13 protein-coding genes are annotated in these 15,895 nt (G+C 47.7%); 9 read left to right on the top strand and 4 right to left on the bottom strand.

The annotated features are described in order from the left end of the window. Positions 1-52: 52 nt before the first annotated feature. Complete coding sequence (locus EXT46_RS09030) at positions 53-925, bottom strand: MBL fold metallo-hydrolase (RefSeq protein ID WP_130146778.1); 873 nt, start codon at positions 923-925, stop codon at positions 53-55. Positions 926-1,152: 227 nt separating this feature from the next. On the opposite strand from EXT46_RS09030, the gene EXT46_RS09025 reads away from it, so the two are divergent. Next, entirely contained in the window at positions 1,153-2,247 is a 1,095-nt protein-coding gene (locus tag EXT46_RS09025) for a GGDEF domain-containing protein (RefSeq protein WP_240701112.1), read from the top strand. Here EXT46_RS09025 and EXT46_RS09020 read toward each other — a convergent pair. Continuing rightward, positions 2,244-4,502, bottom strand: coding sequence for a penicillin acylase family protein (locus tag EXT46_RS09020; protein WP_130146776.1), 2,259 nt, complete (start codon positions 4,500-4,502; stop codon positions 2,244-2,246). The two genes, EXT46_RS09025 and EXT46_RS09020, sit on opposite strands and share 4 nt — an antisense overlap. Positions 4,503-4,655: 153 nt before the next feature. Here EXT46_RS09020 and ycaO point away from each other — a divergent pair, with 153 nt between their 5' ends. From ycaO to folX, 6 genes are all read left to right on the top strand, one after another. Continuing rightward, a complete protein-coding gene (gene ycaO / locus EXT46_RS09015) occupies positions 4,656-6,416 on the top strand; it encodes a 30S ribosomal protein S12 methylthiotransferase accessory factor YcaO (protein ID WP_026111117.1) in 1,761 nt (586 codons plus the stop codon). Between the two features lie 142 nt (positions 6,417-6,558). Beyond that, positions 6,559-10,962 carry a PAS domain-containing protein gene (locus EXT46_RS09010; RefSeq protein WP_130146774.1) on the top strand — a complete coding sequence of 1,468 codons (4,404 nt, stop codon included), beginning with the start codon at positions 6,559-6,561 and terminating at the stop codon, positions 10,960-10,962. Between the two features lie 95 nt (positions 10,963-11,057). Then, positions 11,058-11,888 carry an ammonia-dependent NAD(+) synthetase gene (gene nadE / locus EXT46_RS09005; protein WP_053911067.1) on the top strand — a complete coding sequence of 277 codons (831 nt, stop codon included), beginning with the start codon at positions 11,058-11,060 and terminating at the stop codon, positions 11,886-11,888. 151 nt (positions 11,889-12,039) lie between these two features. Next, the gene (gene folM / locus EXT46_RS09000; protein WP_053911066.1) at positions 12,040-12,747 is read left to right on the top strand and encodes a dihydromonapterin reductase; all 708 of its coding nucleotides are present in this window, start codon (positions 12,040-12,042) and stop codon (positions 12,745-12,747) included. 11 nt (positions 12,748-12,758) lie between these two features. Next, the gene (gene folE / locus EXT46_RS08995) at positions 12,759-13,313 is read left to right on the top strand and encodes a GTP cyclohydrolase I FolE (protein ID WP_022944983.1); all 555 of its coding nucleotides are present in this window, start codon (positions 12,759-12,761) and stop codon (positions 13,311-13,313) included. 8 nt (positions 13,314-13,321) lie between these two features. Then, a complete protein-coding gene (gene folX, locus EXT46_RS08990; protein WP_022944982.1) occupies positions 13,322-13,678 on the top strand; it encodes a dihydroneopterin triphosphate 2'-epimerase in 357 nt (118 codons plus the stop codon). Between the two features lie 28 nt (positions 13,679-13,706). Here the strand turns inward: folX and EXT46_RS08985 are convergent, their stop codons facing one another. Beyond that, positions 13,707-14,165, bottom strand: coding sequence for a YqaA family protein (locus EXT46_RS08985; RefSeq protein ID WP_130146847.1), 459 nt, complete (start codon positions 14,163-14,165; stop codon positions 13,707-13,709). Between the two features lie 38 nt (positions 14,166-14,203). Then, positions 14,204-14,518 (bottom strand): DUF4870 domain-containing protein, encoded by a 315-nt coding sequence (locus EXT46_RS08980; protein WP_045979475.1) that lies wholly within the window; start codon positions 14,516-14,518, stop codon positions 14,204-14,206. Between the two features lie 267 nt (positions 14,519-14,785). Between EXT46_RS08980 and EXT46_RS08975 the strand changes: the two genes are divergently transcribed. Both EXT46_RS08975 and EXT46_RS08970 read left to right on the top strand, forming a co-directional pair. Then, positions 14,786-15,256 carry a DUF2721 domain-containing protein gene (locus tag EXT46_RS08975; protein WP_022944979.1) on the top strand — a complete coding sequence of 157 codons (471 nt, stop codon included), beginning with the start codon at positions 14,786-14,788 and terminating at the stop codon, positions 15,254-15,256. Between the two features lie 132 nt (positions 15,257-15,388). Beyond that, a complete protein-coding gene (locus EXT46_RS08970; RefSeq protein ID WP_022944978.1) occupies positions 15,389-15,838 on the top strand; it encodes a cytochrome c in 450 nt (149 codons plus the stop codon). The last annotated feature ends 57 nt before the right edge of the window (positions 15,839-15,895 follow it).

The raw sequence follows: 15,895 nt of genomic DNA, 5'->3' as shown, positions 1-15,895 counted from the left end.
AGGAACAACGAGTATAAATTAACCATTCACATTTGTTAACTAAGCATTCATATTAATGCCCATGATTCTCAATGGTTAAACTACGGTAAAATAGGGTGGTTACTCGCTCTTTGGGTAACCAGTTGGCGTATTCAAGCTCAAGCGCCCCGAGTGGGTCTGCCGCCAATACTGACTCGAGGTCTTGATGCTCATCAATCGCAGCCACCATCAGTGATTTCGCTTTGCTGAGCAACTGATAATATCTCTGCAGCCCTGCTTTATTGCTCATAGGCCCGTGCCCAGGGATCACCTGAGTGGAGTCATCTATTTGTGTCATCACTTGCTCAACCGCAGCTAAGATGCCGTCCACACTGCCTCCGCTATCCACATCAACAAAAGGCAAGCTACCTAAATTAAAGTAGATATCGCCCATATGCACGACATTGGCGGTATCGAAAAAAATCACCGCATCGCCATCGGTATGCGCATGGGCAAAGTGTACCGCTCTAGCATGCTCGCCGTTAAAATGTAATGTTAAGTCTTGGCCAAAGCTTAGCTTAGGTAAGTACTGTGAACCCTCACCATGCTTTTGCTGCAAACGCTTATGAACATTGTGATGGGCAATAACATGGGCACCAGATTGGGCAAACACTTCGTTGCCGCCGGTATGGTCACCATGGTGATGGGTATTGATAACAAACTCTGGCGCATTCGGGTTGAGATTTTTCAGCGCTGCTTTTATTTTTGGGGCTAACTTGGCAAATTGGTCATCAATGATGTAGGTGCCATCTTTACCTACGTGCGCGGCTATGTTGCCTCCTTGACCGAAAAGAACATGAATGTGTTCGCTCAGTTGCTGAGTTTTTATTTCTACTTCTTCAGCTTGAAGTGAGACGCTCATGGTGGTCGCCACCGCTGCCGCTGTAAATAACAAGGGTAATTTCATTGTTTTTCCTGTTGATGGTGTTGTTATTACTGTAGAGAACGCAATTGTCTGCAGTTTAGTTCATATTCGCGCTTTTGGCGGCGTCACTTTGCGGCGGTAACAGTACCCAATGACTTGTTAACAACTATCAATAGCCATATAAATCATATAGTTGCCAGCCTAACAAAATTACCCTTATGCACTATACTCAATAGTCATACGATTTTTCATCGGCAGTAGGTCGTCCATTGCAGAAGCTACCCAGCAATACACACTCAGCTGAAGGCATTTTTGAGCAGGTTGAAGAGCTCAAGTTTAAGATTATTGTACGCGTTGCTATCTTCGCTGCCGCGATTCACGCCGCTTTGATCCCCGGCTTTTATGTCATCGGCGCGACTCCTTTAGCGATTTTGAACATATTTAGTACCTTAAGCTGGCTACTCGGGATTTGGTTAATTAAAAATAACCGACAAAGTTGGGGGTTAAGGGTGGTCAGCGTTGAGGTAGTGGTACATTCAATTGCCGCCTGTGCCTTTATGGGCACGGAAACGGGCTTTCAGTTTTATCTATGGAGTGTCTCATGTATTTTAATGGTTGATTATAAAATGCGAATGGGGAGTGCAGTGGGCTTCAGCCTAACCTTGATCGCTATATTTGCTGCCATATACATTTTGTTCTCCGGTGTTGCCTATCCCTATGCGTATGGTGAGTTTTTACGCTATATCGAGGTCGCTAATATTCTTGTCGCCGGAGTGCCGATGATTTATACCCTTGCACTGATCCGCCGTATCACTTTAGAACAACGCTCTACGCTCGCAGATATGGCAGCCAAAGATTTTCTTACCGGATTATATAATCGACGCTTTGCCAAAGAGCTTATGTTGAAGTTACACAATCGCTGCAGCACAGCAGAGCAACCCATGTGTGTCGCTATCGGCGATATCGATTATTTTAAGCAGATTAACGACCAATATGGCCACGAAGTCGGTGACAAAGTGCTGGTAGCACTGTCGCAAACATTACTTGAACACACTCGCGCCAGCGATGTTGTCGCGCGCTGGGGAGGGGAAGAATTTATTATTGCCCTGCCCAATATTGATATTGATACCGCCTCGGCAAGGATAGAATCTATCCGCAGTGCCATCAAAACCATGGACGCACGGCAGGTAAGCCCCGAATTGTCATTGACTATGAGCTTTGGTCTTAGTCAGTGGCAACCACAGCAGAGCGTGGAGGACGTTATCAACGTCGCTGATGACGCTCTGTATCGCAGTAAATCCAACGGTCGTGACCAAACGACCCTAGCGGCGTCAGCGCCAATGACACTGACACAAGTCACCTAATCAGCAGCCCGAAATTCAATGCGATGCAAGGGCTCGCCAGGTAATAAAGACGTCGCTTGATGCTCAGCAAACTGCTGATAACCCGCCCGATAAAACGAAGACAACGGATGTGCCGATTGACCACCAGGAATAGCTAAAATAGCGTGTTCCAAACGCCCTGGTTGCGCAATAAATCGCTGTGAAGCGCCAAATTCTGGGCGCTGCACTGCGGGCATAAAGCTATCACCAAACCCGGGGGTAATTGGCATATCCAGCCATGAGCTCAGCAACGGTATCTGTTTGCTAAACGGATGCTTGAGCGCTAACGCATTCACTTTGCCCCATTGCCATTGCTGCATATCATCGCCAAATTTGTCACGCAAACGCTGAGTCGCGAGCGCGAAGCTGCGCATCAGTAAGCTCTGTTTATCGCCCAACTGCCAGCGCTGAGGCTGCGCCAAAAGCTGCCAGGTGGCGGGCTCAAGGTTGCGTTTGATAGGCCCTAGAGACAAAGACTCTTGTGCTAGCGCCGACTCAATATCGGCAAACACGGTGTCCATCACTGCGCTGCGGAAGTAGCGAACTAAGGTATAGCCAATGGAGTCAGTGCATGCACAGCCCCGCCAATTGCGAACCGCCTCTAAGTATGGGGACTTAGGTTCGCTCTGCAAAGTTGTCACCAATAGCGCCTGCCATTTGCCTAAAAAGCGCGCTTCGTTATCAAGTTGCAGGTCAAGGAATGCCTGTTCATCAAACTGCTCACGTGCAGCGAGACGGTCGCGGATCTGCTGCTGGCGCGCTCCTAGCGCATAGCCACCATCACCAAAGCGCTGATGCTGCTGCGCCGACATAACACGCGCATTGGCGGTCCAAATACGCCCCTGTTTAGGGTTTATCACGCGTGGTCGCTGCGGCTCATTACTAAACCAAGCTTGTTCAAACTGCTGTTCGGCGATGGCGGTATCGCTAGGTTGAGTGCGTGCTGCAATAGCGCCCATGGGCTGCCAGCCTAGCTGGCCTTGGGCATCAACAACCACTAGATTCTGCACCGGCATGCCGGCTGTATTCGCTAACTGAAAGGCTTCGGTGACCGTTTTGGTGGTGGCTAGCTCAGCTAAATCAAGGTTCAAGGCATAATCGTAATGACCCACCCAACTAAGCGCGTAGCGCTGACCACCGACTTCCCGTACCGGGCCATAGTCGCTCATGAGTAAGCGATATTGATGCACACTGCCGTCATCAAGGGCGATGCTCTCTTGTACCTCGACTAAATCAGCGTCGTCGCTAAGGCGAATCCAATCAGATGTGTCGACGTAGGCATTGGTGAATCCCCACGCAATGTGGTTATTACTGCCAACAACAATGGCGGGTGCACCCGGTAACGATACCCCAGTTACTTGGGTATCAGCAAAATTCAGCTGCGCACGATACCAAATAATGGGCACCGCTAAGCCTAAATGCATGTCGTCGGCGACCATAGGTTGGCCGCTTGTAGTTAACTCCCCCGACACAGCCCAATTGTTGCTCCCCACTTCCAAACTAGGAATGATTTCCCGTATCTGAGCATGCTGCGCTGAAGCCGGCAGCAATGGAATCGTCATCTGTGGTGCCAAGAGTTCGCTGTTATCGAGCGCTGATTGATAGGATGAAGGCTGAGTTAAAAACTGCCGCATTGGCGCACCAAACTGCTGCTCGATACGCTCTAGCACCATGTCACGGGCAAAAGTACCGGCTTGTAAATCGAGGTACATGCTGTAAATCACTAATAAGCTGTCGACTGGCTGCCAAGGCTCAATATCGGCACCCACTAACAAGTATTCAAAGGTTTTTAAACTCTGCGCCTGCTGGGCATCATTCACGCCTTGGCTATAACGCTGAAGCAATTGCTGTTGTGCGGGTTTAAGCTGAGCATAAATGCGCTTTGAGCGTTGACGTAGTTGATGGAAACGCATTTTCTTATCCAATGGCAAAGCGGCCTCACCAAAAAGCGCACTAAGTTCGCCCGCCGCATTACGCCGCAGTAAATCCATTTGAAAGAACCGATCTTGCGAATGGGCAAAGCCCAGCCCATATGCGGCATCGGCCATTGAGTGAGCATCGACAATGGCTTGCCCTAGCGCATCGCGCTTTATCGTCACCACTTTATCAATACTCTGACTTTGACCGCGACCATCTAGGCTTGGCAAACTGAGATATAAAATGGCATAAAGGAGTGCCGTTACCAGAAGTAGCAAAACAATGACTGCTATCGCTAAGCGCTTAATCCACATCAACATAATCTGTCCATATCGAGTTTATTGTTATTCTGCCCACAGCTAGTGTATGACATTTTTTAAGCTTTGTTCGTGTTAAAGGCAAGTTACCGATATAATAACGACCATAGTAAGATTTCTTCGCAATCAACTGCGTGTCGCTTTATTGAGAACATTATGACTGAACAGACTTTTATCAAAGGTAAAGACAGAGACTTAGAGTCGTCTATCTCTACCATGCAAAATAAACTCGTGGCATTAGATATCAATGTGGAGGAGGCTTTGTGGCTGAACCCAGTGGCTAACTGCTACTCGGTCCACATCCGTGATAAAGACTGTGGGGTGATGTTCACTAATGGTAAAGGGGCTACCGATAAAGCGTGTTTAGCGTCGGCACTAGGGGAGTATTTTGAGCGTTTAAGCTGCAACTACTTCTTCGCCGATTTTTACTTAGGCGAAGAGTTCGCGAACGCCGAATTCACCCACTACCCCAGTGAAAAGTGGTTTGCCGTCGACGGCGAGCAAGTGCCAGAGGGTTTGATGAACGAGCAGCTATGGGACTATTTTGACCCCGAGCGCGAACTCACCCCATCTCACCTTTATGACTTTAACTCCGGCAATACCGAGCGCGGTATTTGTGCGCTGCCATACACCCGTGTGCGCGATGAAGAAATTGCCTATATCCCCGTCAATGTCATCGGCAACATCTTTGTATCTAACGGCATGAGTGCCGGTAACACCAAATACGAAGCTCGCGTGCAAGGCCTTTCAGAAGTGTTTGAGCGCGCCATTAAAAACCAAATTATCGCTGAAGGAATTTGCCTACCCGAAGTGCCTGAAGAGGTGGTGAAGCAATATCCGAAGATTCACCAAGCCTGTGAAGAGCTACGCAGCCATGGGTTTCATTTGCGCATCGCCGATGCGTCGTTGGGCGGTAAATACCCGGTTATGAGTGTGACCCTAATCAATCCGGTTGATGGCTCGGTGTTCGCTTCATTCGGTGCTCACCCGTCATTTGAAGTGGCGTTAGAACGTACTGTTACTGAGCTTCTTCAAGGCCGTCGTCTTGACCAACTTGACGTATTCCAATGCGCCACTTTCGATAACGACGAAGTGGCGTCAGCAGAAAATATCGAATTACATTTTATCGACTCCAGCGGCCTGATTTCCTATGACTTCTTCCGTGACCAAGCTGATTTTGACTTTGTGCACTGGGATTTCAGCGGCAACACCGAGCAAGAGTACCAATTCTGCACGGATCTGATCCACGACATGGGCTACGACATCTACATCATGGATTACACGCACTTAAACGTGTACGCCTGCCGTATCTTGGTACCCGGTTTATCCGATATTTACCCTGTGGATGAGCTCATCTGGCGCAACAATAATGAGGGCGCTAAATTCCGCCAGGACTTCCTGTCACTGGATCAATACGACGCCGAACAATGGCTGGAAATCTACGACCGCTTAGAAGAAGCAGGACATAGCGATATTATCCGCGCTGCCGAATTTATCGGTGTGGTGACTGATGCCGACACACCTTGGCATACTCTGCGCATCGGCGAGCTGAAAGCGCATCTATGCCTTGCCGCACAAAGCGAGGAAGCCATTGATTGGGTCGAGTGGATTCTGCATACCGATCAAATTAGCCCAGAGCGGATTCGCTTCTTCCGCTGCTTAAAAGCGGTCTTGGAAATCAAATATGACGAACAACGAGCGTACAGCACTTATCAAAGCTCATTGGCGCTGATGTTTGGTGCTGACAATGTTGAACTCGCGATTGAAATAGCAGAAGCACGGATACAGTTCCACGGGCTTAGCTTCCCAGGCTTAGCACTTGAAGGTTTTAAAAAGCACCACGCACTGCTCGATGGCTACCGTAAACTGCACAGAGCAAAAGCGCAGTTTTGGGATCGCCAAGTAAGCGATAGCTAAACTATTTTGATGATGCGCCCAAAACCTGGGCGCATTGTTCCTATGCCCGAAAAATCAGCACCTTAGCTGATATATTAATTAGACAAGCCTCGCTACTGCACTATAGTTTAAGGTGTTGTTCAACCACTGACTATCTGCAGCCATGCCACCAGCTTCGAAAAGCCGCTTTTATGCCATTGCCTTTTACGGCCTAATCGCCCTCACCCTGGCTGTGGCTGTATTTCTCGATCACCTCAATTATCAAAAAACAGAGCAACAATATCGCCAAGATGTGCGGGAAGTAGCACAAAGTTATCGCAGCCAATTACAGGCACTGATGACCGCCAATATTCAGCTTGTACGCGGATTAATACCAGCCATCGCTGCCCAACCCAACCTCAACCAACAACAATTCAGTGTCGTTGCACAAAGCCTGTTTACCAGTTCTAAAGAACTGCGCACCATAGGTGCAGCACCAGATATGGTTATTCGAATGACCTACCCTCTCAAGGGTAATGAAGGAGCCATTGGCCTCGATTATATGGCCAACCCCAGTCAACGTGATGCAGCCTTGGCCGCTAAAGAAGGTGGAGAAATAGTAATTGATGCCCCCGTTAATTTAGTGCAGGGCGGTGTTGGCATTATTGCCCGACTGCCCATTTATCTGCAGCAGCCGAAACAAGAATTTTGGGGGCTGATATCGGTCGTGCTCGACGCCAACAAGGTCTATAGCAATGGCGGACTCGTGCAATTACAAGAACAATTCAATGTCGCCTTGTATAAGCGTAATCCAGATAAACACATGTTTGGCGATACCGCTATTCGCTATAGCGACCCCATTGAACTATCGATTAGTCTACCTAATGATACTTGGTATTTGGCAGTTCAACCACAAGCGGGCTGGCAGCCTCCTTGGGAGAGCTTTGGCTATGCGCGCATCGCGATTATTTTAACCACCTTGTTAGTGGTACTGTTTTTAGCTTGGCTTCGAGCCTTATTCTTAAAACTCATGGTCAATGAGCAGCGCCTTCAAGCGTTATTCGACCTTTTTCCGCTAGGTATCGCGTTATGTGATGCCAAAACGGGCCGCTATATCAATGCTAATAAAGCCTTACTAAACTCGCTCGATACCCACTTACAACAGCTAAAACAACAACACTTCGCCAACACTCTGCGCTTCAACGAGCGCACAGTACCGGCCTTAGATCAATTGCGCCATGGTCAACATATTGTTGCGGGAGAAGCTCTTTGGCAAAACAACGCCACCTTCCCGGTGAATGTGAATGGGGTGCAATTTACCAATGCTCAGGGTGAACCTTTTGTGTGGCTACTCATTGAAGATTTGCGCGAAAAGAAGGCGACACAAGCAGAAATACTTGAAAAGAGTCAGCGCCTAGCACTCATCGTTGAAAATATCGGTGTTGGAACCTGGGATTGGCAAGTACAAAACGGCGAAGTGACGTTTAACGAGCGTTGGGCGCAAATCATTGGTTATGAGCTCGAAGAGCTCACCCCCATCAATATTGATACTTGGCTCAATCACACCCACCCTGATGACTTAAAAGAATCAGGACTACGTTTGGAGCAACACTGGCAGGGACACAGTGAACAGTATGTATGTGAAGCCCGAATGCGTCATAAACTAGGCCATTGGGTGTGGGTTCTGGATACCGGCCGAGTCATTGAATGGTGCGATGATGGTCGACCAAAACGTATGATTGGCACGCACTTAGATATTAGCTCACAAAAGTCGACAGAAGCGGCACTGCGCCATGCTAAGCAAGAGATCGAGCGCTTCTTTGAGCTCAGCGCTAACTTTATGGCTATTCTCAACGTACATGGCTTTTTCGAACGCGCCAACTCACGCATATACCGGGGCTTGGGCTTTACAGCCAGTGAAATACTTGCCAAGCCGCTACTCGACTTTGTCGCCTGTGATGATAAAGAGCGCGTACAACAACAATTTGATAAGTTGAGCCAGCAGGACAATGAAACTCAATTTGATTGCTACTTGCTTACCCACTCACACAAACAGCTGCTGTGCCGTATTAACTTGGCTCTGGATCAAGAGAATAGCAAAATTTATATGGTTGCTAGCGACATCACTGAGCAGCAACGAATCAGCAAGCAGCTGTTGACGCATAAACAAATGCTCGAAGCAATGAGTACCCAGGCACGCATTGGCGCATGGGAGCTGAATAACGATACTAACCACGCGTTCTGGTCCAAAGTGAACCGCGAGATTCATGGCGTCGATGACAGCTACCTGATCACCGCAGATAATCTTTTTCACTTTTTCACACCCAGTTCCCAATCCCAGTTAAATACGCTTATTACTCGCACCATCAATGACCGTCAGCCGTTTTGTACTGAGCTACAGATAGTCACAGCTCAAGGTGCTAAAAAGTGGGTACGCGTGCGCGGTGAGGCGGAGTTCGACCAGCAACGCTGTATTCGCATCTTTGGCTCTACCCAAGATATAGATGGCGAAAAGCGCGGCCAGCTCGCACAACAGCAATTAGCACAACGTAATAGCGCTTTAGCAGGGCTCACGGTCGATGACGCGATTCTCAATGGTGATTTAGACGCGGCTAAACACATTATCACCCGCATGGTCAGCCGCACCTTAAACACCCACAGGGTCAGTATCTGGTTGTTTGACGATGCCCATCAAGAAATGCATTTACTGTCGCTGTACGAGCAAGACAAAAACAGCCATAGCGAGAGCGGTGTATTAGTCGGGGAGCAATACCCAACTTACTTTGGCGCGATACAAAAGCGAGCAGTATTAAGCATCAGTGATGCTCACAATGATCCGCTGACCAGGGAGTTTTTACAGGACTATCTGCAGCCGCTCAATATTCATGCGCTTCTCGACTGTGCCATTCCTGGGCGCCATGGCATGGTCGGCGTGGTGTGCGCAGAACAGCTTCATGAACCGCGTGTGTGGAGTGAGAATGATGAAAACTTTCTTATAGCTATCGCTAATATCATCGGTGGTGTCTATGCCAACCACGAAAGACAACTAACGGAAATTGCCCTTCGCAACGCGAAAAATAAAGCTGAGCATGCCGCGCTCGTAAAAAGTGAGTTTCTTGCCAGTATGAGTCATGAAATACGTACGCCGATGAATGGCGTATTGGGTATGTTAGAGCTACTGGATCACAGCACATTAAATGACTCGCAGCATCATCACCTGCAACTAGCCCGCTCTTCTGCCAACACCTTATTAAGTATTATCAATGACATATTGGATTTTTCTAAAATTGAAGCGGGCAAGGTAGAAATTGAACACATAAGTTTTGATATTCACCAAGTGTTGTCACAGGTTGTTGAGTCGCTAGCCTTGAAAGCACAACAACAAAACAACCGTTTATATCTGGATGCGCATCAGCTACCACAGCAAATAGTTGAGGGTGATCCCAACCGCTTGCGCCAAGTGCTGGCCAATTTATTATCGAATGCGATTAAATTTACCGAAGACGGTGAGATAACGATTACCGCAACACTTGATGAGCATGGGTTATTTACATGCAGTGTCCAGGACACCGGCATTGGTATCTCTAAGCAAGCTCAAGCGCAGTTATTTGATGCCTTTACCCAAGCTGATAGCTCCACCACCCGGCGCTTTGGCGGCACCGGTTTAGGTCTTGCCATTGTCCGTCAGCTGTGTCAACTCATGCATGGCGATGTCAGTGTGAAAAGCACTGTGGATCAAGGCAGTACATTTACGTTCTTCATTCAACTGGAAGCCGATGAGCAATCTTCCGTTACTCAACACTTGTTGGGTGAGCATGTGGCTATTTTCTGTCATGATCGCCAAGAGAGTATCCTAGCTCGGCAACACTGTGAGTTGATGGGAGCAAAGGTCACCTGCTTTACGGGTGGCAATGACTTGCTTGAGCATTTGGCTAACCAAAGTGTCGAGCGCCTCATTATCGATGCCGAACCGCTATTAAAAAAGACCCATGAGTTACAGCATCGACTGAAAAGCACGCTTAGTGAACAATGCCAGCTGTTGGTCTTAGCGAATATGGAACAAACGAATGAGGTCAGCGAGCAACTGGAATTTGAACACTTCCGATTAGCGTTTCATCCATTAACTAGTTTTGATATTTACAGCGGTTATACGCGCTCAGAAGAGACTGGTGCGCAGCAGCTCACGGGGACTATTAACTGTTTGCTTGTAGAAGATAACCAGGTCAACCAAATTGTTACCTCATCCTTATTGGACAAACATGGTTGCAACTACGAAATTGCCAATGATGGACAACAAGCGATAACACGCTTGCAACAGTGTCCTTCGGGGTATTTTGATGTGGTGCTGATGGATTGCCAAATGCCCATTCTTGATGGCTACCAAGCAGCCTCTCAAATCCGCCAAGGTAAGGCCGGAGAGCAACATCAAAACATTGCGATTATTGCCCTGACCGCCAACGCAATGGAGGGCGACAAGGAAAAATGTTTGCAATCGGGTATGAACGATTATTTGAGTAAGCCCCTTAAGCCAGACGCACTCTACGAGAAGCTAACCATCTGGGCACATATGGCATCGCCGTGTGAATAGCACGAGGCAAAATAGCAACCCCGAGGTCGGCGCTTTAATTTTTTTGTAAATGCTTACATAATAGCTGCTTACCATCTTGCTCAAGCGGGGGAATTATGCGAGCCGAAATCGTTGCCGAAATGAGAGTGCAACCTAGCATTGATGTCCAACAAGAAGTTACTCGTCGGGTGTCATTTTTAAAACACAAGCTTCAACAAGCCCACTGTCGCACCTTGGTGCTTGGCATCAGTGGCGGTGTTGATTCCTCTACTTGCGGCCGTCTTTGCCAGCTTGCCATTGAAGAGCTCAACGCCGATCACGATACTGAACAATATCAGTTCATTGCCGTGCGCTTGCCTTATGGCGTGCAAGCCGACGAGGATGAGGCGCAGCTGGCGCTCGATTTTATTCAACCCAGTCAGCGTGTGACCGTGAATATCAAACCCGCTACCGACCATATGCACGAACAGGTGCTAAGCAGCCTCGCTGGCAGTGATTTAAGTTTACCCGCACAAAGCCATATTGATTTCGTCAAAGGTAATGTCAAAGCACGCCAACGCATGATTGCCCAATATGAGCTAGCGGGTCTACATCAAGGTTTAGTCGTTGGCACCGATCATAGCGCGGAGAATATTACCGGGTTTTATACTAAGTTTGGGGATGGTGCGTGCGATCTAGCGCCGCTGTTTGGCTTATCTAAACGCCAAGTACGTGCGCTTGCTCAACACCTCGGAGCGCCTGACGCCTTAGTTACCAAAGCACCGACCGCCGACTTAGAGTGCGATCGCCCCGGCCTCACAGACGAAGAAGCACTGGGCTTGAGTTATGACCAAATCGACGACTTCCTTGAGGCGAAACCCTTAAGTGCAGAAATAGAGCAACGCATAATCGCCATATATCAGCGCACTCAGCATAAGCGTCAACCGATTCCGACCATTTACGATTAGTGCACATAGCCCATGTCAGTACATGGGCTATGACTACCACAAAACTAACCTCAGGCGTAAATGATCGACCGCTCTCGCCCATGCGTAAACACTGCAATCCTTTTGTCATTTGTTTATAGTAAGAGCAGTTCACGCTTAAACTGAAGAAGTTATGTCCTTTCCAATTTTAATAACCGGGGCCGGACAACGTATAGGTCTTGCCCTTGCCCAGCATTTCGTAGCTGAGCAGCACGATGTCATTATTACCTACCGTACTCGGCACAATGCAGTAGATGAGTTAGCGGCGCAAGGTGTTACTTGTATTCAAGCAGATTTTAGTGACGATGAAAGCATTGTGCACTTTATCAATGAGTTACGAGTCCACACGCCAAAGTTACGCGCTATTATTCATAACGCATCAAGTTGGGATAGTGAGAGTAAAAACGATGACTACGCAGCCTTGTTCGATAATATGATGCGTATTCATGCCAAGGTACCTTACCTTATCAACCAACATTGCCAAGACATGCTCGAGCACAGCGATGGCTATGGCGACATTATTCATTTGACCGACTTTGTGGTCGAGACAGGCAGTGCCAAACACCTTGCCTATGCAGCCAGCAAAGCGGCATTGGATAATTTAACTAAGTCATTTGCGGCCAAGTACGCACCACATATAAAAGTGAACGCTATTGCCCCTTCGCTGATTATTTTTAACGAGGGCGACAGTGAACAGTATAAACATAAGACATTACAAAAATCCCTCATGGGCATTGAACCTGGATGTCGAGAAATTATTAATGCTGTCGAGCTTCTGCTAACCAGCGACTATATAACCGGACGCAGCTTAGCCGTTGATGGCGGCCGTCATCTAAAGTAATTGAGAACATTATGCACGACGAATTAAAACAGAGTTACCAACAATTAATCTCCGCCGTTGGCGAGGACCCACAACGCGAAGGCCTACTAGATACCCCCAAGCGTGCAGCCAAGGCCATGGAGTACCTAACTCAAGGCTACCGTCAGACATTGGCAGAAATCACCAATAATGCGGTGTTTACCTCTGATGCTGATGATATGGTTCTGATCCAAGATATAGAGCTTTACTCAATGTGTGAGCATCACCTGTTACCCTTTGTCGGCAAAGCACATATTGCTTACATTCCCGACGGTAAAGTCTTAGGGCTTTCGAAGTTTGCCCGTATCGTTGATATGTTTGCCCGTCGCTTCCAGATCCAAGAGCAATTGACTCATCAAATCGCTCAAGCAGTTGAAGAAGTCACTGGCGCCAAAGGCGTTGGCGTGATCGTTGAAGCTAAGCACATGTGTATGATGATGCGTGGGGTCGAAAAGCAAAACTCTAAAATGCGTACGTCAGTTATGCTCGGTAATTTCCGCACTGATCCGAAAACGCGCAATGAATTTCTGCAGCTAGTGAAGAATTAGGACACACCATGACCAACGCCATTATCAATGTTACTAATCTCCGGCTAAGAACCTATATTGGGTTCAACCCCGAAGAACGGGAAAAAAAGCAAGATGTTGTGATTAATATCGAGATCCACTATCCGGCAGATAAGGCGTGTACCAGTGATGAGGTGCAAGAGGCACTCAACTACAAGACCGTCACCAAGGAAGTGATCGCACTGGTAGAGCAAGGACAGTTTCTACTTTTAGAAAAGCTAGTCGCGGATATCTTAGCGCTCTGCCACCAGCACCCTAGTGTACATTACGCTAAAGTACGGGTGGACAAGCCACATGCGTTGCGATTTGCCGACTCTGTATCGTTGACCTTGGATTGGCACGCTTAGCTGTCCAGCTTATGATTAAGCACTCGCATTAATTGGCGAGTGCTTCCCCCCCGCCATACAATGACTGTATGCCAAGAGCCATCAATATAACCACCCAATACCGCACACCTTTACCGATACTGACAATAGCAACAAACAGCCAAAACCGGACTCGAAAGATACCACCTATCACGGTGAGTGGATCGCCAATCACCGGTAGCCATGCGAAAAACAGGCTATACACACCGTAACGATGAAAACGGCGTTTCGCTTTTTCCATCGCTGCGGCTGAGACCGGAAACCACTTTTTGTGTTGAAAGCGTGTAACTTGGGTCCCCAAGGCATAATTGACACAGCTACCAAGAACATTCCCGAGTGTTGCAAACAACCATAACAACATTAGGTGATAGCTCCCTTGCGTCACCATCGCAGTAAGTACCAATTCCGATGAGCTAGGTAGGAGCGTTGCCGACACAAAGGCGGTTAAAAATAAACTAAAATAGGCCAGCAAAACGCTCCTGTATTGCTATTTTTTATGTCTAATGCTTATAAAAACTTAATACACAGCGGATACTTAAACTCTTTGCCTTCGTAGGCTTTGATGCTAGCAATAATCACCATTACGAACGAGAAAATGGCGACTAAAGGCAGTAGCACAACCCCAATAGCAACAAAGATAAGTAAGAAGCAGACGATGAAAGCAATAAGCATAGTTAGCTGAAAGTTCAATGACGCGCGGCCATGACGGTCAACCACTTCCATCTCATCTTTTTTCACCAACCAGACAATCAACGGGCCAATGATAGATCCAAATGGCACTATAAAACCCGCGAGTGCGGCTAAGTGACACAGCATCGCCATGGTTTTCTCATCATTACTTTGCTTGTTGTTATTGTTTGCCGGTGGCGGGGTGTCATTCTTCTCTGGTAATACGGGTTCCATATTCTCTCCTGCTTTATGGGTTTGGTATTCAGATTCGCAGGTTTTCTTGCTTGTGTCTAGATACCCGCTCGGTATTAATAACAAACCAGATGCGTATAGGTGGCTCTGTGAGGACAGCCTAAGCATTGGTATTACGGCGTATTAGCGCTAGACTAGGGCTCTTGTAATATCATCGTCGGAGTTAACGTGGGTACTGAAGTTGTTAATATTTTAACCATGGCAAAGGTCATTCAAACAGCCGTCGCTCCGGTATTTCTAATCACAGGGATTGCGGCCACCCTTGGGGTACTATCAAACCGCTTGGCGCGGATCACCGACCGTGCTCGTGCCTTGGAGAGAAAACTAAAAATCAGCAGCGATGAAGAGTTTAATCGCTCACTAGCAACAGAGCTGCGCGCCCTGTTAAAGCGTGCGCGTTGTATTCATATCGCTTTTAGTTTCAGTGTACTCAGCGCTACCTTAGTGAGTGCTGTCGTTATGCTGTTGTTTATGGCAAATATCCAAGCCATTAACCTTGGTACTGCTATTGCTGGGTGTTTTATGGTCGCGATGCTGCTGCTTATATTGGCATTTATCGCGTTATTAGGAGAAGTCTTTTTAGCGACTAGAAGTATGCGCAGGGGCATGATATTCGCAGACATTGATCTCGGAGAATAACCACAATTGCACATACCTTCAGCGTTTAGTAGGACTTATTAGTCATTGCAGCGATTATTAGCGCACTTGCTCTTGTGTTCACCGTCCTGCTTAGGTAAAAAGAAGGTTGTTTTACGAAAAGGGGCAAATGGAATGAAACTAAAAACATTATTGGCGGCGACTCTTATCGCCACATCGGGTTCAGCACTAGCAAACTCCGTGTTCGAGAAGCCGGAAGATGCGATTGAGTATCGGCAGTCGGTCTTTTCATTGATCCGAGTGCAAATTGGTGACATGGGCGACATGCTTAAGGGTAAGGTTCCTTTTGACGCGGCGCGCTTTCAACAACGCGCAGATAATGCTGCAGCGCTATCACAAATGCCTTGGGAAGCGTTCACTGCGGGCTCAGACCAGGGTAATACCGATGCCTTAGCAGCCATCTGGGAAGACAAGGCCACCTTTGATAAAAAAGCCAACACCTTTGCACAATATGCCCAAGAACTTGCTGTTGCTGCTAAAAGTGGTGATAAAAAGCAAATCGCTCCTGCTTTTAAAAACTGGGCGAAAGGCTGCAAAGATTGCCACAAGTCATTTAAAGACTAAACAAACCCGTTCATGGCGGTATCAATCAGTATGAAGCTCAAGCTGATTATCATGATA

Origin of the sequence: Pseudoalteromonas sp. CO325X, from assembly GCF_004208955.1 — a bacterium.
In the GTDB taxonomy this organism is placed as follows: domain Bacteria; phylum Pseudomonadota; class Gammaproteobacteria; order Enterobacterales; family Alteromonadaceae; genus Pseudoalteromonas; species Pseudoalteromonas ruthenica.
The sequence above is the reverse complement of the archived record's forward strand: the minus strand, read 5'-3'. Positions and strand labels throughout refer to the sequence as shown.